This is a genomic window from Psychrobacter sp. Cmf 22.2 (genome assembly GCF_001921745.1).
Lineage (GTDB): Bacteria > Pseudomonadota > Gammaproteobacteria > Pseudomonadales > Moraxellaceae > Psychrobacter.
The window spans coordinates 30,260-56,223 of sequence record NZ_MRYA01000007.1; the positions used below are offsets into that span (position 1 = coordinate 30,260).

The 25,964-nt window shown below is 42.3% G+C and carries 17 protein-coding genes; 9 read left to right on the plus strand and 8 right to left on the minus strand.

Going from position 1 to position 25,964, the window contains the following annotated elements:
- Window positions 1–7: 7 nt before the first annotated feature.
- The 7 genes from BTV98_RS11240 to BTV98_RS11275 form a co-directional block, all read right to left on the minus strand.
- Window positions 8–1,138 carry a hypothetical protein gene (locus BTV98_RS11240; protein ID WP_075103626.1) on the minus strand — a complete coding sequence of 377 codons (1,131 nt, stop codon included), beginning with the start codon at window positions 1,136–1,138 and terminating at the stop codon, window positions 8–10.
- 555 nt (window positions 1,139–1,693) lie between these two features.
- On the minus strand, window positions 1,694–2,731 hold the full coding sequence (locus BTV98_RS11250; RefSeq protein ID WP_075103628.1) for a hypothetical protein: 1,038 nt from the start codon (window positions 2,729–2,731) through the stop codon (window positions 1,694–1,696).
- The gene (locus BTV98_RS11255; RefSeq protein ID WP_075103629.1) at window positions 2,721–5,408 is read right to left on the minus strand and encodes a DUF2345 domain-containing protein; all 2,688 of its coding nucleotides are present in this window, start codon (window positions 5,406–5,408) and stop codon (window positions 2,721–2,723) included. Before BTV98_RS11255 ends, BTV98_RS11250 begins: the two co-directional genes overlap by 11 nt.
- A gap of 77 nt (window positions 5,409–5,485) precedes the next feature.
- Window positions 5,486–6,322, minus strand: coding sequence for an OmpA family protein (locus BTV98_RS11260; protein ID WP_058367780.1), 837 nt, complete (start codon window positions 6,320–6,322; stop codon window positions 5,486–5,488).
- Between the two features lie 73 nt (window positions 6,323–6,395).
- Window positions 6,396–7,376, minus strand: coding sequence for a type VI secretion system-associated protein TagF (gene tagF, locus BTV98_RS11265; protein ID WP_058367781.1), 981 nt, complete (start codon window positions 7,374–7,376; stop codon window positions 6,396–6,398).
- The gene (tssM, locus tag BTV98_RS11270; RefSeq protein WP_075103630.1) at window positions 7,373–11,302 is read right to left on the minus strand and encodes a type VI secretion system membrane subunit TssM; all 3,930 of its coding nucleotides are present in this window, start codon (window positions 11,300–11,302) and stop codon (window positions 7,373–7,375) included. Before tssM ends, tagF begins: the two co-directional genes overlap by 4 nt.
- Window positions 11,303–11,392: 90 nt before the next feature.
- Complete coding sequence (locus tag BTV98_RS11275) at window positions 11,393–13,000, minus strand: hypothetical protein (RefSeq protein WP_143505744.1); 1,608 nt, start codon at window positions 12,998–13,000, stop codon at window positions 11,393–11,395.
- A gap of 499 nt (window positions 13,001–13,499) precedes the next feature.
- Here BTV98_RS11275 and BTV98_RS13810 point away from each other — a divergent pair, with 499 nt between their 5' ends.
- The 5 genes from BTV98_RS13810 (at window position 13,500) to BTV98_RS11300 (ending at window position 19,520) form a co-directional block, all read left to right on the plus strand.
- Window positions 13,500–14,405 carry a M15 family metallopeptidase gene (locus tag BTV98_RS13810; protein ID WP_256713903.1) on the plus strand — a complete coding sequence of 302 codons (906 nt, stop codon included), beginning with the start codon at window positions 13,500–13,502 and terminating at the stop codon, window positions 14,403–14,405.
- Between the two features lie 118 nt (window positions 14,406–14,523).
- Window positions 14,524–15,129, plus strand: a complete 606-nt coding sequence (locus BTV98_RS11285; protein ID WP_143505746.1) for a hypothetical protein — start codon at window positions 14,524–14,526, stop codon at window positions 15,127–15,129.
- A 9-nt stretch (window positions 15,130–15,138) separates the two neighbouring features.
- On the plus strand, window positions 15,139–16,485 hold the full coding sequence (gene tssK, locus BTV98_RS11290; protein ID WP_058369179.1) for a type VI secretion system baseplate subunit TssK: 1,347 nt from the start codon (window positions 15,139–15,141) through the stop codon (window positions 16,483–16,485).
- Between the two features lie 127 nt (window positions 16,486–16,612).
- Window positions 16,613–17,425 carry a type IVB secretion system protein IcmH/DotU gene (gene icmH, locus BTV98_RS11295; RefSeq protein WP_058369178.1) on the plus strand — a complete coding sequence of 271 codons (813 nt, stop codon included), beginning with the start codon at window positions 16,613–16,615 and terminating at the stop codon, window positions 17,423–17,425.
- A 304-nt stretch (window positions 17,426–17,729) separates the two neighbouring features.
- On the plus strand, window positions 17,730–19,520 hold the full coding sequence (locus BTV98_RS11300; RefSeq protein WP_058369177.1) for a potassium/proton antiporter: 1,791 nt from the start codon (window positions 17,730–17,732) through the stop codon (window positions 19,518–19,520).
- 32 nt (window positions 19,521–19,552) lie between these two features.
- Here BTV98_RS11300 and BTV98_RS11305 read toward each other — a convergent pair whose 3' ends face one another.
- Window positions 19,553–20,482, minus strand: a complete 930-nt coding sequence (locus BTV98_RS11305; protein WP_058369176.1) for a LysR family transcriptional regulator — start codon at window positions 20,480–20,482, stop codon at window positions 19,553–19,555.
- A gap of 181 nt (window positions 20,483–20,663) precedes the next feature.
- Here BTV98_RS11305 and BTV98_RS11310 point away from each other — a divergent pair, with 181 nt between their 5' ends.
- The 4 genes from BTV98_RS11310 (at window position 20,664) to BTV98_RS11325 (ending at window position 25,847) form a co-directional block, all read left to right on the plus strand.
- On the plus strand, window positions 20,664–21,053 hold the full coding sequence (locus BTV98_RS11310; RefSeq protein ID WP_058369175.1) for a RidA family protein: 390 nt from the start codon (window positions 20,664–20,666) through the stop codon (window positions 21,051–21,053).
- A gap of 251 nt (window positions 21,054–21,304) precedes the next feature.
- A complete protein-coding gene (locus BTV98_RS11315) occupies window positions 21,305–22,780 on the plus strand; it encodes an aldehyde dehydrogenase family protein (protein ID WP_058369174.1) in 1,476 nt (491 codons plus the stop codon).
- Window positions 22,781–22,985: 205 nt separating this feature from the next.
- Window positions 22,986–23,975 (plus strand): membrane dipeptidase, encoded by a 990-nt coding sequence (locus tag BTV98_RS11320; protein ID WP_058369173.1) that lies wholly within the window; start codon window positions 22,986–22,988, stop codon window positions 23,973–23,975.
- Between the two features lie 198 nt (window positions 23,976–24,173).
- Window positions 24,174–25,847, plus strand: coding sequence for a BCCT family transporter (locus tag BTV98_RS11325; RefSeq protein WP_058369172.1), 1,674 nt, complete (start codon window positions 24,174–24,176; stop codon window positions 25,845–25,847).
- Window positions 25,848–25,964 lie beyond the last annotated feature (117 nt).

The following is a 25,964-nucleotide window of genomic DNA, read 5'->3' on the forward strand; positions in this document are numbered from 1 at the left end:
TTAAAAACTAAGCTTTCTCACCATCAAACTGCCAAATCACCTGACCCCAATTATTGTTAGGGTAATCTGGCATGATGTCGCCTTTTTTAAAGTAAGCTCTGCTATCTGCTTTGGCTAAAGTGAACCAGTAACCAGATATAGGGCAGGGCTGATTTGCTGGGCAACGCCCTTTGGCTTGACTAGTAATTTCAGGTTTAGCCGTAGGCTGGTTCTCATAATAGGGCGTCATGTCTTCGCCCGCCTCGGAACGCTGCATAAACTCTTCATAAGTAATTTTATAAGGGTCAATAGAGATAAATTTACTGGTATCAATACCTGTCTTCTCTAGTACAAGGGGTAGGGTGTAGTCGGGTTGGTCTTGTTGGATGTCTAGGCCTATTTCAAGCGCTTGGGTTTCAGCATATAACCTAGACGTAGGTAAGTCTGGATAAATCTCTGTAAAAAGTGACTCCATAGTATCGTTTGGATTGTCATAACTGATATAACTATTAATATAATTTTCTTCAGACCTAAAATCTAAGCTGACCATATAGACGTAATTATTGACCTCTTCTTCAAAGTTGTATTGCATGTCAACCGTTAAAAAAACATCAGTACCATGTCGAAAACTCCATGTTTGCAAGCTCGGTAGTTTTTTGAATTGTTTAAAGGTTAGAGGGTATTGATAGTTTACAAAATCATCTGCAACGTTTTCGTTAGTACCGTAAGTATAGCTATCTTGAATAGATATACAAGGGTCGTCAATGCGGTGATCATCTAACCAACCTTGCTTTTCTAGTTGTTTAAATAACTTTTGAACAGCTGTATAGGCATCTTTTTGTGTAACAGCATAGCTCCCTTGGGCATTTTCAATGAAAAAGCGGATAGCAGTAGATTGTATTCCTCTCTCTGATCTATCGTGATCGAAGTAGCCTGAGGTGCTACTGACATTTTCAATGGTAAGCGGCGGAATATTAGGATAAGTAAACGTGACAGTAGCATAATTGTCGCTAGGGAATCTTAGTTTATAAAAAGTAACCCCTAGGCTGCCAATATTGAGTGGATTATCGTCAAAACTCCAATACTGTTTAATGTCCTCATTATTTTTTTTAAAGGCTTCAGGACTTTCCTCTACTGAAACATAAGCATGAGGCGGCATGGCATCTCCTTTATTATTTTCACTACAAGCGATAGTAGATAGTGATAATGAAATTAATACTAATGCTATCTTAAAAAGTCTATATCTAAACACAGTTATGTCTTTCTTTTAGAACTTAGTTTCAAAAAAATAGTTACTTTGCAAATTGTAGCTAAGAACATTAAAACATAAAGTAGTAACCATATTAAGTATATATTATTTCCCCCAAGAAATATTGTTGAATAAGTAATCTCTAAGAAATTAGACGTTTCCATTAAGTTAAATATATATAGAGCTATAATTAAATACGTCAAAAATAAATATGATTTCGCTTTCTCTTTAATAGGCCTTAAAAATAATGTTGTAATCATTAGTATAAATAGAAAAAAGCTACCTAGTATCAGAATTATGTGATCATTTCCACCAGACCCTTGTAACTCAGAAATTCTATACAAATCATTAGTTGCAATGTAAGAGTTGGTATATATTCCACCAGAACTATTAATAAATAAGCTAATGATTAAAAATATGAAACTAAATAAAGTAACTACTGACAATGTTATCATTAATTTTTTCCTAAAACTGTGTCTTCATTGATGGATTAAATTTCCAAACAGATACATCCTTTTCAATATAAGCATCACAATTGTTTAATTCACAGTTATCTGGCTGACCTATTAATACTCCAGTTAATGCCAACTTAATAGCATTTTGCCATTGCCAAGATCTTCCGTAAATACTTTTAACTATTCTTTCTTTCGGTATTTTATTTTCAATGTAACTATCGAGACCTTTCGACCCTGCATTATGGAATACTGTGGCTTCAAATACACTCAACTTCTTATTTCTTCTATTTTGCTCATTACTGATGTTTCTCCCTACTAAATCTATAGCTATTTCAGCGTCTGTAGTTATAATATTAAATGTCTCAGTCAAATAATCTGGATTTTTCTCTTGGGATAAACCAAGTAAATCTGCAGCCATACCTAACTGCATTTCTCCATACCCATAACTTGAGCTACGGCTTAAGCTCTCAATTAAATATGAAACCTTATTCTTACTACTTGCTAGAATTCCATGATATTTCTCTTGAAATACAATTGATGCAATTGCCATAATATCTACATTATTTTTTCTAGCAGATTTAGTTATTTCATTCCTCAAATAAGCTACCCAGCGTAATCCGTAAGGTATATCTGGTGCATTATTCAACGATCTTATTTCTTGAGTCTTTCTCGTATTTGGGTTTTGCTTAGTATTACTACTCGTAACATCAAACGAAAAGTTTGTATACAAATAATTTATAGAGGTTACTCTAGAAAAACCTATATCCGATAGTCCTTCTTTTAGACTAGTATCAGAAACTTTTAAAATCAATGGTGATGAATTGACTTTGATATTGTTATCAATATACATATCAACGAAAGCATTACAGTCTTTGATTGACTCACCACTTAGCAAAAGAGCTGAATGATCCTTTGATTTATTATTTTCTAACTTTAGTTTTTTAGTTTTTAGTTTTCTACTGTTAATAGTAAAAGTAATTTGATATTCTGAAACATTAATATTATTTTTTAATAGTCTAAATCTTGCGTAACAATATTTAGCTGTCATAATTCCACCCATCTTTTATTTTTAAAAAGGCTGTTAGTCTTTCACTATCTTTCGTACAAACCTTATTTGTTTCACCTTTCTGATTAGTTATTCCGACTTCAACTAATTTTGATTTTTCATCAACTATGATATACTCATTAAACTGTATTTCATCACAACCTTTTTTAGAAAATTGAAAAGTCAAGTTATAAACCCCATCCATCAGGGTCTTAGTATAAGGTATCAAACTCGGCAACCCCAAAAGCCCCAGCCCATCCATTCCACCTCCCGCCTTGCTATGCTTACCGCCTTTCTCCGTCACCTCTTTGGCGGCGATAGTGATATTGCTACCATCAAGAGTAATACTCGCACCGCCTGCCGTTATCGTCACTTTATTGGTTGCCACGACTTCTACCTCTTTAGTCGAGGAGGCGATATTTACATCTTGCTTCGCTGTAGCTTCAAGCTTTCCTGTATGGGCTGAGAGAGTAATATTGTCTTTCGCATTAGTCATGCTAAATTGACCATCGGCGACTATATTGAGTGACTCGCTGCTGATTTGATTATGAGTCTCGCCACTACTTATCATCATGTTCGCTTGAGTAGTAGTAATCATTTCACCCATTGAACGTTGAATGAGCGTGTCTTCACTGACATAGCTACTATCAGCGGCACTATCAATGAGCGTGAATGGCGTGGTTTGATGGGTTTTGGTTTGCTGTTCCTCTGCGATAGTCTCAAGTTGCATCTTAATCGCCTTATGGTCATTCACTTGTCTGCCAAGTCCTGTTGCCAGTTGCGTTAACCGCTCCGCCAAGTGCTGACCACCCAATGCTGTTTGCGTTAGAGTAGGGGTGTGCTGTTGGTAGTTGTGCTCTTGGACTTGCGCGTGGGTCTGCGGCTGAGTGGATAGGACTAGTGCTTCCCCTGATTTGATACTGATCTGCGCGTTGGTGGCCGCATTGATCCCTTGACGTTTGGCTGTGTCTGATGGGTTGATCACGCCCATTTTAAGACTGGCAACAACGTCTCCTGCATCGACGTTAAGTTGTGAATAGGCTTGCTCACTTCTATGATCGCTGATCCATTCGGATAAACCGTAATCCGTGTTGCGATAGCCGCTCTCGACCGCTTGCTCATTGTCAGTGGCAAACAGGCTAGGGCGACTTGATGATAATAAGCTACCGGTATTCATCAGATGCTCACTATCACCGATAGCTTGCATCAGAGTTTGGTCATCTGCTCTATGGGTAAAGTGGCTACCATAATTGCTTCCTGCTTGGGCTTCTAATCGATTGATAGATTGAGCAGGGCTGTCTAATAAATAGTGGCGTGTCGGCGTCATATGATTGCGACTGTCCGTATCAGACTGGCTATCTGTGAGCCCCGTCATTGGTGGGAGTGCTTGTCTGCTGTATAGCGCACCTACCCAAGGGGTGTCAGCGGTGATCAGTCTGAGCTGGGTTAAATGAGTACCTGCTTTTAGATCTGAGGCATGGCGCTGCTGATGACGACGGCTTATCGTGAGTCCTGTGACATGAGCGAGGCTATTGCGTGCTAAATGCACGATATGAGTGGCGCGGTAATGCTGATTAAGATGGTTATGACCTACTAGAGTAAAAGTGTCCGCAACGTTTAAATCAGTACAGTGAGCAAGCGCATGGTAGACGCTGTAGCGACTGTGGTGACTATTTGCCATGATAGTAGCGTCATCAATCGTCTCGGTATCAGTCACTGGAGCAAAGGCGGCTGGAGTGTCGATCGTAAGGGTAGACGTATTGGTTTGGCTATCTGCCTCACTATCACTGATAGCTATATTTGCTGACTGGGTTGGGTGGGCCACGCTAGCGCTGTTAAAGCGTTGCACTGTGAAGGTACTCGGCTGGGTTATGACTTGCTCACTAAGGGCTAAGATTGGCGCGTGAGCGCGATCATGTAGCACTTGCTGATAACGTACTGAGCCGATATTTTGACTGATACCATCTTCATTACTAGGATGAGCTGAAGTAATGATAAGGGTGGGCGGGGCATGCTCTTCAGTTTGCGCGTGCCTGAGGTAAGCGGTGAGTCCTTGGCGTGAGAGGCGCTCGCAGATATGACTCCAGTCACTGCTCTGCCACTGGGTCATGCGTGCTGGGGTCCAACTGGCATTTTCCTCACTACTGCTATCAGTACCACTGTCATCGACCACATCTATCTCTTGCATGGCGACGCGTTCTGATACCATGGCTTGTACCGATAGGTCAGTATCTATCTGACTGCGCAGATGCTGATGCAAGCGATAAGTGACGGGCTGTGCGATGAGTCGATAGTAGCCATAGCTGCCATCATGATCGAGCTGGCAAAGGGCGGTGATATATAGATGACGATAGGCATGCCCACTTGGGGTATCAAAACTTAGGGTTAAGGAGCTACCAATTAAGGGAGTCAGTGGCATAAAAGGGGGGTGATTGAGCTCATGGATATAGACGTGCAGCACGTAGGTGTCGATACCGTGTTGTTGATATTGCTGCATATTATTCGGGTTGAGCTGAGCGATGATGGTGAATTCATCAGGAGCACTAAGTAGGGTTTGCTGCCATGTTTGATGAGTAACAGTATTTTGCCGAGCACTTGGATAAGGGGCTTGGCTGCTACCTTCGCTGGCATAAAGCCTGTCAGCAGTCATAGGCAGTAAGGTATTGGTCAAGCGTAGCATAATGAATATCCCTATTGTTAAGCGACGGCAGTATCAACTTGAGTGCTTATTTATCTTTGTCATCATAGACAGCGGTGTTATTCGCCAAGAGTAAATTCAATACGACGATTACGTCGGCGTCCCTTTTCGGTGTCATTGCTAGCGATAGGGTCAGCGTCACCTTTGCCTGTAGTGCTTAGACGAGTAGCATCTATATTACGGCCTATCAGGTACTGCTTAACTGCTTCAGCGCGCTCATTGGACAAGACCAGATTAGTGGCAGAGTTGCCTACATTGTCAGTATGACCAGTAATCGTAACGGGCTTGTTGCCTAGACTTTGAATGACGCCTGCCATGTCGTCTAAGATGCCAAGACCTAGAGGAGTGAGATTGGCACTGCCTGACTCAAACTCAACGATACGATCGCCTAGGGCATCATCGATGAGACGTTGTTCGCCTTCTATGACGACTAGCTGGTTCTCCAATTGATAAAGATCGGTCAAAAGGGTATGAATACGATTTTGGATCGCTTGCTTTTGTTCAGGGCTACTGACTTTGCCATGCAGGCTAATAGTAGTGCCATGAATATCGATACGGCCTTGACGAATATTGGAGATATCGCTATCGATAATAGCTGCGGCTATCTGTTGCCAGTTGGTTGGTATACTGATGTTTGAGCGTACTTCAATCTCATCTCTGACTGGTTTATTAGGGTATTGAGCTTTGAGCTTTTCAAGTAGTTGCTGCTTATCTGAGCTGGTAGCGACGACACCTTTAATGACGACAGGCACATCTTTCGAACCGTTTACAACGTGAGCACCATTATGTTCTGCAAAGACAAAAGCACTCATAGGAAGCGTAAAAACAGCAGCCAATAGCAGGCTTTTTTTGTGATGTGTCAGCTTAGATATTGTCGTTATGGAGAGGTCTTTCATTAAAGCACCTTTTTAACCTAGATGTTATTAAACGGTTTTTGAATAAACTAATCCTAAACATAGTCTCAAATAGCTATTGCGCTAAGAAGATACTCTTAAACAGCTGTCTTGTATCATATAAATACAGATTGTCTTGCAACAACACTTTATTAAAGCGGGTCAAACCGATGTCTTCGTCGATATAACCTTGGGTCCAGTCACTATTAGCAATCCAGACCCAGTCATCAGGATTTGTATCTGCACTACTTGTTAGTTGGCTAAGTACGCGTCCATCAGGTTTAGTGAAGTTCATTAATAGACGATAATGATTAGAGGTGCGGTATAGATAAGTGTTGAGACGGATTTGATGGGGTTGGTAGAAGCCACTGATTAAATCATGCCAAAAAGTCGCCATATATATGGCACTGGCTTTATCGGACGTTAGTGTCCAACATATCGATTTGTTGAGACCGTGGAAGCCTTTAGTAAAAGTAGGCAAAAACAACAAGCCTGTTGCGATAATCTGCTGTACCAGTTGCTGCTTACTGACATCCATTAATACCGAAATATCTTGTAGAGTCATGGTATTAATAAAGTCATAGTAGTGTGTGCTGGCGTTGTTATCGATAGTCAGTAGGCAGTTGTTTAAAGCGTCAGTCACTTGCGTGCTATCGTTTTGAGCCTTTGCCGCAATTAACGTTGCATAAATGTCATCCCAGATAGTAAGCGATTTAATAGGAAGGTAGTTCGTCCAGCTTTTGGGTTTATCCAAATGGATGACACCAAAGCCGATAAGAGGATACTTTCTATGACTACTATCATGACTGGGTATGAGCACTCCAGTAATGATTTGATTTGCAGCAGTATCGACGTGACTGAAATTTAAAAAGGGAGGCTCTTTAGAGGGTACATCACTTTTTGATGACTCGTTCAATATAGAGCCCGAAGTAGTCAGAGCTTGACTGACCCACTGATCAATAATGTTGGTTTCATTGATATGAGCGCGCGCACGCACGAAGTCTCCGCGAGCAGGCAGCTTGCCAAAATAAACTAAAGGTAATGATTCGGGCATCATCGCGTTTTCTCCTGCTGCTCAGAGGGTGCAGAGGTGTTATTCGTAGTTGCACTACCTTGTTCATTGCTTTGATCTGCTAAATTATTAGCAGAAGGGCTGTTATTGTCAGCGTTAGGAGTAGCAATTGGCTTTGCACTACGCGTAACACCAAGGGCGATTACATCAGCAGGCAATTTCATGCCAGTAAATGGGTTGTTTGAGCGACCTTGAGTGGCATTGTTACTATTGCCACTGATAACTCTAAAGCGGACAGAAATCGTTGTGCCATCACCCGACCATGCCATCTCAAAGATGTCATCGCCAAGCTCGGTCCGGCGTGCGCTATTGATGAGGCGTTCTACCCCAAAGCTTCCGGCTTCTTCAAAGACAGTAAAGTCTCTGCCATCATAGTCCTTGGCTCTAATGCTAGCGCCAGGCTGGCTACTCGGGTTTGGCCATACAAAAGTCGTCCATGCTTGTGTGCCCATACGATAACGCAGCTGCTGACCGTCGACGACGATTGTATACTCTGTCAAGCCGCTCACTGGTAATGGCATAATCTGAAACGTTGTTTGATTGGGGGCAGCACCAGCTGTACCCGATGAGCCTGAGCTATTGCTACCAGTATAGTTGACAAAGTAACGACCGAAGTCAGCGACGAACTGTGGGTTCAGACCTAAACCTGCACCATTCCAAATCTTACTTGAGATTTGATCACCGCGACGTATGATAAAGGGCGATAAAGTCTCGTTAACGAATCTCGCCACATAGCCATCTTCCCCAAAGAATTGACCAATCTCTGCTGGTGTCGCTTCTAAATTAGCATTGGCAGTAAATGGATATTTTTTCTCTAGATTGTTGAGGAATGGCCTCCGTACTTGCGCTTGCCAGACTTTATTAATCTCAGCCTTAGTAGGTGTCAGCAGCATATTGAATGAGCGAGTCAGAGGCTCACTTAATAAAGGTCGTACAAGCTGTTTTATTTCTGAATTGGCTTGACTCAGTATCTGCTCATCCAAGATTTGTAGAGACTTGGTCAGCTCTGATCCGTCAGGACTTAGGGTCTGTGAAGCAAACAGTAGGGCATCAGGACCGATATCGTCACTACGCGCTATATTATTAAAGCGTGTTCTAATATTTCCTAAGCTTACTAGGTAATTATCTAACAGTGACAGATCTTGATTGTCCTCTCTTGGTGTGACTAAAGCATGGATAGAGGAGAATTCTTGCGCGATCACACCTGAATTAGCTTGCGGAGCAGAATTTGTATCACTAGAGCTACTACCGTTGTTCATTGCCGCTTCTGCCATACGCAGCTCAGCTGGACTTTGGCGCAGTATGGTCTGCTTAAACCAATCTACAAAGGAGCGTCGAGACTTGCCATTATTATCAGAGCCGAGGTTAGCAGCTTGGTTGTCCCATTGAGTTTGACGATCGACCGTCTCAAATAAAGTTTTTAACGGTGATTCTTTTACGTTAGACAGCTGATTTAGTAAGACAGCATGGTCATCAAATCCCTCACTATCACGAACATAAACTTGCGATATAAAGCGTTTCCATTCAGCGATATATTCTTGCTTATAACGATTGACTAGATATTGCCGTATTTGTTCAGGGCTACCAGTCAACGTGAGATCATCTTGGCTACTGGTTGCCAGTACCCAATCATCTGCGACCACTCTAGTGGTGGCAGCTTTATCAATCTCATCACTGACAAAAGAATCCCAGGCTTGCCTGGTAAAAGTGCCTGAGATTACATAGCTACCAAGTAGTGCTTCGTTGGCATTGTTTTGAGTGATCTGTGCAACCGTAACAGAAGGGAAGCGAGCAGATGCGCGCATCTTGATTTCAGAGTAGACGCGCTCACGTGCAGGCTGGCCTTTACTAACTTTAGATAGATTGCTGCGAGTTTTATCTATCAGTCCCAAGTCGTTTTGGACGAGCGGGAAAGTGGGGTCATCGACATGTGCCAGGGTAAAGCTTAAGATGCGCTCAGCTTGGCGAATCATTTTGTCGCGTGGCATGTCAGCTCGATTGGCATCGAGCCAGTTACGCCAAAACCTTGTCATTTGGTCACTTAAATGACTGGTTTCTAAATTGTTGTGATTACCTAGCATAAGATAAGTTTTTAACGCATTATAAGCATCTTCAACATCGGTCGGATCGGACTGAATATAAGCGTCATTAGTCGTAGTCTCAGTTGTATTTTCAGTTGCAGATTCTTCTGTGCGTACTTTCAGTTGCGCCGCGTTAGTATTTACCTCTGTCAGGAACTTTTCTATATTTTGTTTGGTAGGGGCTAAGACGATGATGCGGATGCCGTTATAGTATTCTGCTAGTAGTTTTTGTTTGAGCTTGCCGCCTTGATAGAGACCAAGACTCAAAGACAGTGGTTTATCTTCTTCATGGTTCTCAAGCTGCTCTATTCGGCTTTGCAAAATGCTAAGTGACTCAAGCTGAGACTGCAGATCACCATTAGCGTTTTTTTGTAGCTCGGCAACTTGTTGTAAGTCGGCTACTACGCGTTCAGTTAATTGCTTATTATTGGTATATGACCATGTCCATAGTCCAACAGCCGCACAAAGAGCCACCACAGCGGCCAAGGTAGCAATAGCGCGATGACTGCGTTTATTACGATTTTTGTGTTGCTTGACCAAATGCTTGTCTTTTAGGATGACTTTAGAAAATAAATCCTGCAAAAAATAGGGCTTATCGGTGGTTTCTTGCTGAGCGCTGAGAGGGACAGCGGGTGGATGCAAGTCGTAATTTTGCACCATCTGCAAAGTCATCTGACTGCTAACCTGCCCATCTTGTAAGGCGCTAGTAAAGTAAAACCCGCGCAATATGGGCTTAAATTGAAAAGGGTTGTCCTCAAATAAAGCATGCATAAGGGTTCGTATCATCGGACGTAGCGACTGAAACTCCATAGGAAAAGTCATCAGACTGGGAGAGACAGTGCGCTGATGACGCAAAGACAATTTTGTCGTACTCAAATCTTTTAGACCGTTGACTAATACGCCAAAATGCTCTTCGAAAACATCAGTAATGTTAATGTTTTCGGGATCCTCAGGGTAGGGTATGGTCGCGCCCCATACTTGACCGCGCTCTTCTTGTTCATAGTCATTAAAAAAGTCACGAAAGCCTGAGACCAAGTCCATCTTGGTAAAGACTACGTAGACAGGTGCATAGACTTCTAACTGTTCGGTCAGGTCTTGGACGCGGCTGCGTAAGTTTTTGGCTAGGTCTAAGGCATAACTTGGATCATTTTTGGTAAGTTCGGCGATACTGACCGCAATAATGATGCCGTTAATTGGCGCTTTAGGTCGGTTCTTTTTGAGCAGATTTAAGAATGACAGCCACTCCAAGCGATCTTCTTCGTAGACAGAGTAACGGCCTGCAGTATCAAGTAAAATACCTTCGGTTGAAAAAAACCAATCACAGTTACGCGTACCGCCAACCCCTTTTACCGATAGCTTATTGGTTTTTTCCATAAATGGAAACTTTAAACCAGAATGCAGTACAGCTGAGCTTTTACCTGCTGCTGGATTACCAATAACCATATACCACGGCAGCTCATATAACGCTGCTTTACCGGTTTGATCACCAATCTTTGACTTACGGATGGTCTTAATAGCGTCTTGCATTTGTTGACGTAGCGCTTGCACTTCTTGGACATTTCCATCTTTAGCTTTATGAAGGCTATTTTCGTTGTGGCTCTCGTTGCCACCATCTTTTACCAGATTAGCAAGTTCATCTGAGGCTTTTTTGCGCCTTTTCCATAGGTAGTAGCCAAGCACCCCTAGCACTACGCATGTCATCAATACACCAATAATGATGGTAAAGGTTTTGATGGTCACATAATCATACAACAAGACTAGAGCGACTATGATACCCAAGACCGACAACACTCTTGGGTTGTAAATAAGATGAAAAAACCTTGAAAACATGCGTGCTACCTAGTGTGTTCTTAAGACAATAAAATAAATATTTACAACAATGAAGCGTCAATTTTTTCGTAAGAGCTACGCTTAAAACGCCTAGGAAAAATCTGCTAACCAAAGCAGAGAACATTGCTTATGTTGAGTTTCTAGAAATATAAAATCTGACTCTTGTTTATTTGTATTAATTAAATTGACGAATAATGATAAACCGATAAATGGTTTTAACCAGAGGTTAGATGGCATATAATGCCCTAAATAATGCTCATTTGCTAGTATGTCTTGTTCTGTAAGTGCATTAATAAAGCTCATATATACTGAAATATCATACGGTTGTTTTTCTGGATTAATGTCAGTCATAGATGTGACATTGAGATTTTGGTAAAGAACATTAGTTTTATCTGTTGTATTGTCTAATTCTGTTTGAGTGTGCGTTTTATCAGTGGTTGATGACAGTGAAAAAGAATTGTCTAACAGTAGGTCTTTGATCCTCATTAACCGATGACTATAACTACGTCTGTTATCAAGGCATACATCTGATTGGCCATGGTCGTTTATATCCGCATTTTGTGTACTAATGTCTTTAACATCGGGGGCACGTATTTTAGTTAATAAAATGTTGGCACAAGTGTCGATATTAAGTACGTCTTGAGCAGCTTGATTACAGAATACTAGTAGCACACCCGCTTCAGTAGGAATGACGTTGGAAGTATTACTCGAGTACAGCTGCAATTCTAGCCACTCATCATTAAGCTGTGAGTCTGCGATAATCAATAAGCAAAGCTCAGGGGACACCGATTGAGCCAATGGCATCACATGCTCATTGACAAACTGTATAGGGTCGTAAGTGACATTGTTTTTTGGATTGGTATCACTAGTGATAATTGGGTTAATAGTAATTAAAGAGTCTAAAAAACCATAGGTGGATAGCTGCTCTTTTGTGGCTGCGATGAGTAGATCTGTGTCTGCGCCTTCAGGCACGCACAGATAAATGGAAAATTCAGAGAGTGAGCCATCAGTAGGAGCGACGGTGGATTCGTCATTATCTTTTTTATCTGCACTAATAAGGTAATGCTGTTGCCAATCAGGGTGGATGTCGATAGCTGAGTTGGGTTCATGAGTATCTTGTTCATTATGAACGTTAAAGTGTTGAGCAATACTCGACAACACCTCGTCACTTAAAGAGAGTTGTTTGTGAATCAATGAGCACAAACGCAGAGTTAGGCCGTTCAGATCTGAATCCTCTAAACCTGTATCATGCATATACTGGTATGGTAAGGGTGCGACATCGGTTAACTGTATAATCGGTTTGGTCAGTATCGGTAAACCATCAAAGTCTGTCAGATCTTCACTCAATAAGGTAAGGTCTGCATTATTATCAATCACATCGGACCAGTTATCTCCTTCAGGCAGACACATACTGCTATACATAAACAATCTATAAGTATTCGGCAGTTTAGCGCGCTCTTTTTCACTATTGTTATATACAGCATCAGCAGTACTGCTTTCTGTTTTTTTCTGTCTCCATCGAAGCGCTAGGATAAATGCAAATAATGATAGGGGAACAATGACAAACCAAAGCAATAAACCAAATGCAGTAAGTTGTCCTGCATTGTCTTTGAAATACATCCAAGCCAATATGAGATAGACAATTAAGAGCATCACTAAAACATAGCGGCCGTATGACATTAGTTTTTTTACAACCACTTTTCTAACTCCTAACTATCGATTATTTTTCTTAGTTTTTACTATATTCTAAGATATTTTTAATAGTATTTTATGGTGTTTACTCTATCAATGCCACTACGAATAACTACAATATTTTACTAATTTTTAGTAAGTCATTAAGTTTCAATATCTTTTTCCGTAATTATTTTTATAGTGAGATAGTTTAAAGCCTTTTAATTATAAGATTTGGAGTTGAAAACATATAGTAAAAGAGAGAAAAAACATATTGGTATGGAAAAATAATAATGAAATTAAGTCAGCTTTATTTTAAAACAGCTCGTTTGTCTATATACTGCTTATAAAATTAGCAATACCAACGAATGTTTATATTTTTATGGTTTATTTCACTGTTTCTGTCTTTACACTGATATCAGTCGTTGTGGTGGTTGCACTTTTCGATCGACAACTATGTATAAGAATATTTGATAAAACAAAAAATAGTGTTCGGCAGTTATCTGGTTTAAAAATAGGCTTTTTATTGAGGCAGCTACAAGTAACGTCCTCTCGCTCTACTATAAAGGGTACTCATCGTTTTATATTGCCTATCAATATAAAGCGCATCCCAATCGTATCTACACTGTCGTTGTTAGTTATTACAGCGACTATTGGCCTATGTTATGCCCTCATTAACAGTCATTCTCTTGAGGTTTATCATGCTAAAAACACTATACCCGGCACTGCTAACTCACAAATTAATCAATTACTTGTAGGTGAGCGTCTGCGACCACCGCCATCGCCGCCAGAGGAGTTGTTCGCTGAGCTTGAAGCTGAGATTGCAAGCTATCAAGCAAACCAGACTGAAAAGGGTTATTGGCCCGATGAAAAAACGGATTTTTCTCAAGCCAGAAGGCCGCTCATATTACCTGAGCCAGATTTGTCCACTCTAAATGCTCAAGATAGTACGACTGGCTATTCAGGAGACATTTTGGCTTCGCATCTACATAATGGTCATATCAATATCAAAAATGCTGACCGTAATTGGAAAAAGATGAATTCAGAATTTGTTCAACGGCTGTTGACTGTGTATAAGGTAATGAGCGATCAGTATGGCTATGATATGGTGCTTTTAGAAGGCTATCGTAGCCCTGCAAGGCAGGCAAGATTGCTTAAAAAAGGCACTCATGTGACCAAGGCGGGCTCCTATAAAAGTTACCATCAGTTTGGTCTTGCAGGAGACAGCGCCTTTATTAAAAATGGTAAGATTGTGATCACTGAAAAGGATCCTTGGGCGATGCGAGGCTATAAACTATATGGTAAAGTGGCAAAATCTGCTGGACTTGTGTGGGGAGGAGACTGGCGAATGATGGATCTTGGGCATGTTGAACTACGCAAAAAAGGGGTACTTGGTCGCCCAGAAATGGCGGAAATTTTGACCAGTCAATAATAACTATAGTATTTCAAGGTAAATTGAAAATATGAACAGATGTAAGATAATATCCATAGCATCGATGACAGCTGGTTGTTTGTTAAGCGGGACGCTAACAGGATGTAGCACTGATAAGTTGAGCAAATCCAATAACAATGTCTCTGCGCTGGCAGGCGAGTCTACTATTGCTGATAATATAAAAAGCATCATCAGTAATGGCAAAAACAGTGACAATGACGATCTGCAAAACTTAAAAGCTCAGTTAGAAAAACAGCAACAGCAGATTGAAAACATGAATACCGAGCAGCAGGCTTTGCAAGAGCAACTAAGACGACAAAAATTCACATTAAATATTAAACCGACGGTCAATGCTAATGCTGGACGTACAAACCAAGGCACTGCGAGTATCGCTTATATTGCGTTTTTGGAAGAAGAAAGCCAGTTTACTGAAGTTGAGGAGCTGGCTGCTAAAGAAGTCAGTGTTATCCCTAATCGCGAGACCAGTCTAACTTTAAATATTCCGCAGGATGCACGCTTTATGGCGGTTAAAGTGGGACTTAGATACACCAAAAAACGCTCACAGCTTCTCATTCCGCTTAATAGTCTCAATTTTGATAAGCCACTGGCGCTTCATATAGGCGCATGTGATGTGAGTATAGCGGAGGGTATCAGCCCAGAGCTTGCGCCTACATTTTCGACCAAACTTAAATATTATCAGCAGCCATTAGTCAGCTGTTTGTAGGAGATTGTCTTGAGTAAACACAGAGTACTATGGGGAGAGGGGCTGTTTTTAAGACCTCAGCATTTTCAAATACAAGACACGTATCATAACTCACAGCGCGCCCTGAGTATGATGCTGATGCAACCGTATGCTTACGGAGTATCCGATGTTCAGATAGATAAACAGCTTTTAGAAAGTAACTTATTAAGCTTTCAAAGTATTTACGCTGTATTGCCAGATAGCACAATATATCAGGCACCCCGTATAGATGCATTACCCAAAGGTGTTGCGCTAGATAGTCAAGATCATGGTGATGAGGTCTTTGTGTTTTTAAGTTTAGAGATTGTCCATAATGGTGGCAGTAACATACAAGCAGACCATAATGATAATCCAGCACGCTATGTCAGGGGAGCTATTGAAGCAAAAGATTTATATAGTCAGGCAGCTGAAGCAGTCATTGATGTTATCAAGCTATCACCAAGCCTGCAATTGAGCCATTCCGCGCAAGCGCCCAGTCGAGATACCCTGTCGTTGTTAGTTGCCAAACTGGTGCGCACAACCCAAGGCATCTACCAAGTAGATGAAGATTATATCGTCCCTAGTGTGCATATTAAGAGTAACCCTGCGCTCGTGGGTCAAGTCTATCGTTTGATGACCATGATCAATACCAAATCGACTTCGTTATATGACCATCATCGCCAGTCTAATAATGATTTACTAGAATTTCGCTCATCAGATATCGCATCTTTTTGGCTATTGCATACGCTCAATACCGCATACTCTCAGCTAAATCACTTATATAATAACGCTAAATTGCATCCAGAACGTCTGTATGAGGCGCTATTAAATGTGGCCAGCCAGTTGGCTACTTTTAGCTCATTATATAAAGTAGGCGATTTGCCTTCTTATCATCATGACAATGCTAATGAGTCGTTTAATAGCATCATCTCAATCATTCGTGAGCTACTCAACACCGTGATCGCGAGTAACTTCATCTCAATCCCATTACGTCAAAACAAATCGTCTTACTATACAGGGGAGCTGAGCGGCGACAAAATCACACGCAGCTCACAGCTATATCTGTCTATTAGCTCCTCACTGCCGATGCATGAATTAATCGATATCGTACCACGCCGCTTTAAGGTCGCGACCCCTGATTCGGTAGAGAAGCGTGTCTTATCAGCGCTGCCCGGTTCACCTATCTCACATGTGACTCAAGTACCGAGTGCGATACCTGTGCGGCCAGGATTTAGTTACTTCACCATTGAGCCTGTAGGTGAGCTGTATGATGAGATGATAAAGTCTGAATCCATCTGTATCTATGTGCCAAACGGTTTTGATGATTTAAAAATAGAGCTAATGGCTATCGTACAGTAGTGAATTCTAGAAGCTACTATCGAGCAGCGTTATAAATCGCTACTTGTGTATACACGTTAGTTGATTGCTGTCGTTAAGTAATATCTCCAAAACCAGTATTTTCAAAAATTAAGCATTAGGAACGATCATGTCAGGGAATAATTCAATTGGTTCTGCGCCCTCATTGTTAGATTCAGGTGAGGTGGCATCAAAGGTCTCAGCAATCGGTCTTGATAAACGCATCAGCAGCCAATCGCTGGTTGATATCATGTATGACGGCTTTTATTTAGTGTTCTTACTACGCAACCACTACTTTAGTACCGAACCACATAAGTTTCGTCAAAAGATATACGACTTCCTAGATAAATTTGAGATAAATGCACGCAAAAAAGGCTTTTTATCAGAAGATATTCATGAAGCTAAGTACGCTTACTGTGCGCTGATTGATGAAACCATCATGACCTCGCAGGAGCCAGAATTTCAAACGCTAAAAGACGCATGGGAGATGAACCCTTTGCAATTGGATTTGTTTGGTTCACAAATTGCGGGCAATGAATTTTTTGAGCGCTTAGATGGCTTACGTGAACAAGGCGAGAAGCGTTTAGCTGCACTAGAAGTCTATCACTATGCAATGCTGCTTGGTTTTCAGGGCAAGTACCGTCTTGAAGCACCGGAAAAGATTCGCTATCTCATCTCGCGTTTAGGCGATGAAATTGAACATCTTCGCGGGAATAAAAACGAATTTTCACCATTTTGGGCGATTCCTGATCAGATTAAGCATACTCTCACTAGCGAAACACCGCTATGGGTTATTCTTGCGGTAATGGCTGTATTATTGACAGTCATATTTGCAACCATGTGGCAATTTACTAATAGCTTCTCTGACAATCAGCTTTCCGCCTATGACAATGTGATTCAAGAAAACAAAGAGCAAGCACATATTTCGATCTTCTTACCGTAAATAGTATTAAGCAAGCTATTAAGCCTATAAAGTTCATGCTTAAGTTATTTTAATGTTTAAAAAGCCATTCCATTTGTGTAGTGGGGTGGCTTTTTTATTACATAAATTTATTGCCTGAAAGTTGACGTATTATATAGCTATTAATAACACTCATCTCTGTCGTTCATAGGTCGTCATTGTTACTTTTTAACTTCATCAAGCCATATCTGTTATAGTTAATTATAGTACTATTAGTAACTACAATTTGCTCAATCACCATAACCAATACCACCATAATAATTATTAAAAAATAGGGCTTACAAAGATGGATACCTTAAATATCCTATACTTAGTAGGGGCGTTGTTGATTTTTGCCAGTATCATGGCGAGTACCCTATCGGCGCGCTTAGGCGTTCCGTTGTTACTGCTGTTTTTAGCAGTAGGCATGTTAGCGGGCGAGCAAGGCATCTTAGGAATTGAGTTTTCACAGTATAATATTGCCAACTTCGTCGGGCAGGCTGCTTTAGCTTGTATCCTGCTAGACGGTGGGTTACGTACCTCTTTTAAATCATTTCGAGTCGGTCTAAAGCCTGCGGTTACTCTAGCGACTTGGGGCGTACTTGCAACAGTCATGGTGCTTGGGGTCTTCGTCACTTGGTTGCTCGATGTGGATTGGCGCTTTGGTTTGCTAATGGCAGCGATCGTTGGCTCGACCGATGCGGCAGCAGTGTTTTCTCTATTACGTAATGGCGGGGTCAAGCTAAACGACCGCGTTCAAGCCACGCTCGAATTAGAGTCCGGTGCTAATGACCCTTTGGCTATTTTATTGGTTACAGGTCTAATCGCTCTAAATGTAGATCCTGCTGGGCAGACGGTATTTGGATTTTTAGGCTTACTATTACAGCAGTTAAGCTTTGGCTTGGGAATGGGCTTGCTCTTCGGTTATTTACTATCGAGGCTGTTACCTAAGGTTCATTTAGCGGAAGGTATGTATGCAATTTTGATACTGTCTGCTGGCTTATCGGTCTTTGCAGCTACCAATTTGATGGGTGGTAGTGGATTTTTGGCCGTCTATCTTACTGGTGTGCTAATTGGCAACCATAAGGTGCGCTCAACTGAGCATGTCATGCGAGTGATGGATAGCTTTGCATGGTTATCACAAGCGGTGCTTTTCGTCGTTTTAGGTCTGTTAGTCACACCGTCTAACGTTATCAACGTTTGGCATTATTCAGTGGCAATTGCCGCCTTTATGATTTTGGTTGCCCGTCCCATCGCCGTCTATACCAGTGTGAAGCCTTTTAAGTTTAAAGACAGGGAGATTGGTTTTATCTCTTGGGTCGGTTTACGCGGTGCTGTCCCTATTACTCTTGCCATTTTGCCAGTCATGGCGGGGATAGATGGCGCCTTTATGTTGTTCGATATAGCGTTTGGGGTGGTGGTCTTATCGTTGATTTTGCAAGGAACGACCATTCCTATGATGGCAAATTTATTTAAGGTGCGTATTCCGACCAATAAAGATCCAAAAGAGGAGCATGAAGTCTGGGTATCGGACAAAGCAAGTATCACCTTGTACGAGTTTGAAGTTCAATCAGGAGCGTTTGCTATCGGTCGTCATCCTAAAAGTATCTCCAATCGGGTAAGTCCTGATGAAATTAGTATTTTTGCACTGGTGCGCGGACAACAAATCGTCATTGTCGATGAAAACACCAAGTTAAAATTTGGTGATAGCGTCTGGTACGCCATGAGGGGCAACCATGCCAGTAAAATTGCTAAGATTTTTAATGACACGACGTTAGATCGTAAAGCCATCGATGATTTCTACGGAGATTGGTTATTATCACCCAGTGTAAAGCTTGGAGATTTACCGTTTTTTACCGGTGTTATGGCGTCCGAAACGCTATCAGACAAACTTAAGTCTAAAGGGGAAGATTCATCAGTAGATATGTGGCAGCAGACTGTGGCCGAGTATGTTAAACAAAGCTTGGACACGGCTCCAGTATCGGGTGATACCGTCTCGATAAACGACGAATGGTCGTTGGTTATTAAGGAAGTCGATGACAAAGGAGCGCTGAGAACCATTGGCTTAAAACATCAAGAGTTGCCCACGGTGGTCTAAAAAAATTAAGTTATGAGTCAGACCACAAAAAATTAAGCCAAGCCTGTTAAAGGGTAATGGTCCTGAATATAGGCAATACATAATTCATAAAAGGCTTGTGCAGGTGGAGAGATGGTTTTATCGGCTAGCTTAAAAATACCGATTTGCCGATCCAAAGCTGGCTCCAGTAAGTCAAGCCACACAAGCTCTGGCTCGTTCGACGGAAAAGCAAGCTTGGGCAAAGTCGTGATGCCCAAATCATTGCGCAATAATGAAAATAAAGAAGTAATGTTTTCGACCGTGTAGCGCGCATTGCGATTGAGCACCTCAGCTGGCGTGTTTTCAAGTAGCCGACAAGTGCCATTATAGATAAAGGGCTGCGCGACTAATTGTTGCCATTTAAGCCCTTTTTTTCGTGGTCGCTTTTGCGGCTTTTCTGATTGACTTTTCAACTGATTTAATAAGTTACTTTTTAAGCATACCACGCCAATTGGGTCTGATATAAGCGGGGTAAAGTCGATATCTGCCTGATCCATACTGGTACAGTTGCCTAATGCCAAGTCTACTTCTCCTGCCAATAATCGATTGGCCACACCAACCGCATTATCATCTATCAATACAATCTCGATATCAGGATACTTTTTGGAGTATTCGACCAACACGTTGGGCAATAGCTTGGTGACCAGCGATGGCACGCTGGCGATTCTTATTTTGCCTTTATCGCCTCCTGCCGCCGCTTTTAGATCTTCTTCTAGTGCTTGATAAGTATTAAGAAACTGCTCAATCTTTGGTAAACAGCTCTCGCCAAAAGAGGTGAGCGTGGCCTTATTACCACTTTCAAATAAACGCTGACCGAGCGTTTTTTCTAGCTCTTTGATGGACGCTGATAGCGCTGCTTGCGTGCGATTGGCGCGTTCAGCTGCGGCGCGAAAGCCGCCTTCTTCTACCACAAATAAAAAATGCCGTAATTGCTGTATTTTCATATTCTTTATTGCCCACATTTATTTATAAATAACATAAGCACCATGATAGATTAAATCTATCAATATTAATATTTAATTAGTTAGATTTGTCATTATTAAAAAGGTAGCATGGATGCAACATAGCAATACAGGCTATCAAGTAAACAGCTGATGCCGCCATTTATCTAAGGAAGAACACCGCATGACGACTCAAACCACTAAGCAGCCCGTTAAGACCTCACTTTACGCTTCCAAATCTCCGTTAGAGTGGGCGATTACTAATAATGGCACGCTGTATACCGCCCAGATTCCTATCGATGAAAATGGTGAAGTGGTCGCAGGTGGTATTGAGGCGCAAACTCGGCAAACGCTAGACAACCTAAAACATACTTTAGAATCTGCAGGCGTTGGCATGGATTCGGTATTGCAGGTGCTGATCTATGTGACCGACCGCGAGTATCTCAAAACTGTCAATCAAGTGTATGCTGAATATTTCGAAGCACCATATCCAAACAGAGCTGCTCTTGTTATCTCAGGGCTTGCTCGTGAAGAGATGCTGGTAGAGCTGGTCGTTTATGCTGCTGTGCCTTAAGTTTTGAATAAATTTCTATTCATAAATATATTTATTTTAAAATAAAACAAATACGGTTGTTAAACGTGCTACTGGTATAAATTTTCCTCGCTTGCTGTGCGCTTTGCACTCCAGAGGCTTCACAACCTATACTTAAAAAGAAAGCATCCCAGTAGCACTATTTTCTTCAAAGTAAATCAATTATATAGATAGGTTTCATTTCATATTTTTTATTTACCAGGTTTTTTAATCGTTTTACTAAGGATGTTCTTATGTCAGCCCAAACCACCCAACAAGTATTGCAACAAGACCCAACCAAGTCACTTTATATCAATGGTGAATGGCAAGCGGGCGCTGTTACCATTGCCAATATTAACCCATCTGATACCAGCGAAACCATTGGTGAGTTCGCGCAAGCCAGTCAGGATCAAGTAAAAGACGCCATCGCCGCTGCGCGCCAAGCACAGCCTAAATGGGAAGCGACGCCACTTGAAAAGAAGCAGTCTATCTTGCAAGCGATTGGTGATGAGATGATTGCCCGTTGTGATGAGCTAGGTACTTTGTTGTCACGTGAAGAAGGTAAGCCATTTGCGGAAGGCCGCGGTGAGATTTATCGCGCTGGGCAGTTCTTTCATTATTATGCCGCTGAAGTCTTACGTCAAATGGGCGACCTTGCTGACTCAGTACGCCCCGGTGTCAAAGTGGAAGTCACGCGTGAAGCGGTGGGTGTGGTTGCAATTATCTCGCCTTGGAACTTCCCAACGGCTACTGCGGTATGGAAAATCGCCCCCGCTTTAGCTTTTGGTAATAGTGTGATTTGGAAGCCTGCCAATTTAACGCCTGCCAGTGCGGTGGCAATGGCTGACATTATTCATCGTCAAGGTCTGCCTGAGGGCACGTTTAACCTGCTATTGGGTGGCGGCTCTAGCGTCGGTGATGCGCTTATCCATTCTACAGAGATCGATGCGGTCAGCTTTACGGGCTCTGTACCCACAGGTCGCAAAGTTGCTGCTGCGACGGCACCGAACTTTATCCGCTGCCAGCTGGAGATGGGCAGTAAAAATGCGTTGGTTATCGCTGATGATGCCGATTTGCAGGTTGCTATTGATACAGCAGTTGCTGGCGCGTTTGGTGGTTCAGGACAAAAATGTACCGCTTCGTCGCGTTTGATTGTTATGGACAGTATCCATGATGCCTTCGTCGAAGGTGTGGTCGCCAAAATGAAAACGCTAAAAGTCGGTCATGCGCTGGACGACGGTATCTTTATGGGACCTGTGGTCGATGACAAACAACTGGCGTCAAACATGGATTGGATCGAAAAAGCCAAGCAAGCGGGCGCAAATTTAGCCTTCGGTGGTGAGCGGTTAGAGATGCCACATGATGGCTACTATATGTCGCCAACCTTGTTTACCGAGACTGACAACAGTTGGGATATTAACCAAGAAGAAGTGTTTGCCCCGCTGGCTTGTGTCTTGCGTGTCAAGAATTTAGAAGAAGCGATTGCGATGACCAATGATACGCGCTTTGGTCTGACGGGCGGCATCATCACCCAAAGTCTGCGTAATAGTGCGATGTTTAAAGAGCAAGTACAAGCGGGCTGTGTCATGGTAAATCTAGCGACTGCTGGTACCGATTACCATGTGCCGTTTGGTGGCCGTAAAGAGTCGAGCTTTGGCCCGCGTGAGCAAGGTCAATATGCCAAAGAGTTTTATACCATCGTCAAGACCGCTTATCAAAAAGCGTACTAGTTTTTGATAAAAAGTAGAGGCGTGTTTTGCGTAGGGTGGGTTAGTTTTTCAAACTCTTGCAAAGAGTGCCGACAAAACGTAACCCGCCACTTTAAATATAAATTGTTAAATATCGGTGGGTTACGCTACCGCTAACCCACCCTACGCAAATCTTAAGCTAGAAGCCAGCTCATAAAATTAAGAAAGCATAAAAAAGGGAATGGATATGTATCAAGATCATATCGTTATTGACGGATTACAGTATAGCCATTGGGATCGCGACTACTTCAAGATGCTAAAAGATAGTGGTATCAATGCGGTACATGCTACCTTGGTCTATCATGAAGATGCGCGTCAGACTATGACCCGCTTTGCTGAGTGGCACGCACGTTTTGAGCAAAACAGTGATTTGATTATACCTGTTTATTCAGTCAGTGACATCAAAACTGCAAAAGAGCAGGGTAAGGTCGGTATCTTTTTTGGGGCGCAAAACTGCTCACCCATCGATGATGAAATTGGCCTGATTAGCGTTATGCGCCGCTTGGGTCTCTTGATTATGCAACTGACTTACAACAACCAAAGCTTACTTGCGACTGGCTGTTATGAGCAGAACGATAGCGGCGTTACGCGCTTTGGTCAGCAAGCTATCGAAGAGATGAATCGAGTCGGTATGATTATAGATATGTCGCACAGCGCTGAGCAGTCTACGCTTGAGGCGATAGAAGTCTCCTCGCGTCCGATATGTATCAGTCATGCCAATCCGACTACCGCGCACGATGCCCTGCGTAATAAATCAGATACGGTCATTAGCGCCTTAACCAAAGCGGGCGGGCTATTGGGCTTTAGTTTATATCCGTTCCATTTGCCGAATGGTAGTGATTGTACGCTTGATGACTTTTGCACCATGATTGCCAATTGTGCTGATAAATACGGTGTCGAGCATTTAGCGATTGGTAGTGACTTATGTCTCAATCAACCACAAGCAGTGCTCGAGTGGATGCGTAATGGTCGCTGGTCAAAAGCAATGGATTATGGTGAAGGTAATGCCAACAACTCAGGTTGGCCGGATACTCTGCCGTGGTTCGCTGGCAAAGATGGTATGGAAAATATCTATAACGGTCTGCTTACGCATGGCTTTAATGAGACTGACGCTGGCAAAATCATCGGGCAAAACTGGTTTGACTTTTTAGAGCAAGGCTTAAAGCCTTTGGCTTAAAGAGTAAGGCTCTAAAGCTAATTTTTAAAGGCTCGTTTTTTAGAGGTTCATTGTTTAAATCTGAACTTTGCAAGTTAACACTCCAAAGCGCTATAAAACGACGTTCGTTTTATAGCGTTAAACCTCTTTCATTTTTATAGTGGATTGACTATATACCCCTGATTTAAACCATGTAACGTTAGCATATGGAGCCACACTATGGCCGATTTAAAAGGATTTAACAGCGATGAGCAAGGACGCTCAGACGTTAACCAAACAGCAGGCACCTTGACCCATGTAGAGGGGCCGACCGATACCTTAGGTCTTAAAAACCCAGCGTTTTGGTACAGTGGCGGTTTTATTACTCTTTTTGTTTTGATGGCTATCTTTGCCGAGGCGCAATTAGCAGAGATCGTCAATGCCAGCTTTGCCTGGTCGGTTAATATATTTGGCCCCTTTTGGCAGATACTGCTACTAGCTACCTTTGTGATTGCTTTGGCTGTGGGCGCTGGTCGTACGGGACGGGTCATTTTGGGTAATCTGCCTGTGCCAGAGATAGACAGCTTTAAGTGGATGGCCATCTTGTTTTGTACGCTACTTGCTGGCGGGGGTGTGTTTTGGGCAGCCGCTGAGCCTATTGCGCATTATGTTACAGCGCCGCCTTTATATGGTGAGTCTGAGAACTTACAACAACGCGCGTTCAATGCCCTGTCACAATCTTTTATGCATTGGGGCTTTTTAGCATGGTCGATCGTCGGTAGCTTAACGGCTATTGTAGTGATGCATCTGCACTATGACAAAGGCTTACCGCTTAAGCCGCGCACCTTGCTGTATCCCGTATTTGGTGAGCGCGTGCTTACCGGTCAAGCTGGCGCCATTATTGATGCTTGTTGTATCGTTGCAGTCGCGGCAGGTACCATCGGTCCGATTGGATTTTTGGGATTGCAAACCAGTTATGCACTCAATGAGCTATTTGGTATTCCTGATACCTTTATCACGCAGCTGATGATCATTGTGTTTGCGATTGCGCTTTATACCATCTCAGCGATTAGTGGTTTGACGCGCGGGATGCAATTGCTCAGTCGTTTTAACGTTACACTGGCCTTTGCGCTGATGGTGTTTATTTTAATCTTTGGGCCGACCAACTTTATCGTGAATGGCTATATTCAAGGTGTCGGTAGTTTGGTTGATAACTTTATCCCAATGGCCACGTACCGTGGTGATGAAGGCTGGCTGAGCTGGTGGACGGTGTTCTTTTGGGGTTGGTTTTTGGGCTATGGCCCGATGATGGCTATCTTTATTGCTCGTATTTCACGTGGCCGTACTATTCGAGAGTTGATTACTACGGTTTGTATTATTGCGCCGCTCGTCACCTGCTTTTGGTTCACCATTGTTGGCGGCTCGGGACTGGCGTTTGAGATTGCCAATCCTGGCAGTGTGAGCACCGCCTTTGAAGGCTTTAATTTGCCAGGTGCGCTATTAGCGGTCACGCAGCAGCTACCATTTCCTTTGATTACCTCGATACTGTTTTTAATTTTGACCACGATTTTTATCGTGACGACAGGGGATTCGATGACCTATACCATCAGTGTGGTCATTAGTGGCGAGCGTGAGCCAAACGCTATGATTCGTACCTTTTGGGGCATTATGATGGGTGTGACTGCCATTGTCTTAATCTCCTTGGGAGCAGGCGGTGTGAGTGCTTTGCAGTCATTTATTGTGATTACTGCGGTCCCGGTGTCCTTTGTCTTATTGCCGTCACTATGGAATGGACCACAGATTGCCCAGAAAATGGCACACGACCAAGACTTATACCGTCCTAACAAGGTTGCGGTTAATCATCGCATTAACGAGGAGAAGCTCGCTAAACAAAAGATTATTGAAGAGAAGTAAATCATCAGTCAATTATCATAAACGATGTGTTATGTATAACATGTTGATTATGATAGTGATTTATTTAAAGTATTAAAATGGTTGTTTTTTAAATGGCTTTGATTAAAAGCACCTCGT

What these genes read in the sequence shown, in the direction of transcription:
- icmH (WP_058369178.1), top strand. Translation starts at nt 16,613, where the DNA reads ATGTCAGGGAATAATTCAATTGGTTCTGCGCCCTCATTGTTAGATTCA.
- tssM (WP_075103630.1), bottom strand. Translation starts at nt 11,302, where the DNA reads ATGTTTTCAAGGTTTTTTCATCTTATTTACAACCCAAGAGTGTTGTCG.
- BTV98_RS11255 (WP_075103629.1), bottom strand. Translation starts at nt 5,408, where the DNA reads ATGCTACGCTTGACCAATACCTTACTGCCTATGACTGCTGACAGGCTT.
- BTV98_RS11240 (WP_075103626.1), bottom strand. Translation starts at nt 1,138, where the DNA reads ATGCCGCCTCATGCTTATGTTTCAGTAGAGGAAAGTCCTGAAGCCTTT.
- BTV98_RS11260 (WP_058367780.1), bottom strand. Translation starts at nt 6,322, where the DNA reads ATGAAAGACCTCTCCATAACGACAATATCTAAGCTGACACATCACAAA.
- BTV98_RS11320 (WP_058369173.1), top strand. Translation starts at nt 22,986, where the DNA reads ATGTATCAAGATCATATCGTTATTGACGGATTACAGTATAGCCATTGG.
- BTV98_RS11300 (WP_058369177.1), top strand. Translation starts at nt 17,730, where the DNA reads ATGGATACCTTAAATATCCTATACTTAGTAGGGGCGTTGTTGATTTTT.
- BTV98_RS11305 (WP_058369176.1), bottom strand. Translation starts at nt 20,482, where the DNA reads ATGAAAATACAGCAATTACGGCATTTTTTATTTGTGGTAGAAGAAGGC.
- BTV98_RS11250 (WP_075103628.1), bottom strand. Translation starts at nt 2,731, where the DNA reads ATGACAGCTAAATATTGTTACGCAAGATTTAGACTATTAAAAAATAAT.
- BTV98_RS11315 (WP_058369174.1), top strand. Translation starts at nt 21,305, where the DNA reads ATGTCAGCCCAAACCACCCAACAAGTATTGCAACAAGACCCAACCAAG.
- tagF (WP_058367781.1), bottom strand. Translation starts at nt 7,376, where the DNA reads ATGATGCCCGAATCATTACCTTTAGTTTATTTTGGCAAGCTGCCTGCT.
- BTV98_RS11325 (WP_058369172.1), top strand. Translation starts at nt 24,174, where the DNA reads ATGGCCGATTTAAAAGGATTTAACAGCGATGAGCAAGGACGCTCAGAC.
- BTV98_RS11310 (WP_058369175.1), top strand. Translation starts at nt 20,664, where the DNA reads ATGACGACTCAAACCACTAAGCAGCCCGTTAAGACCTCACTTTACGCT.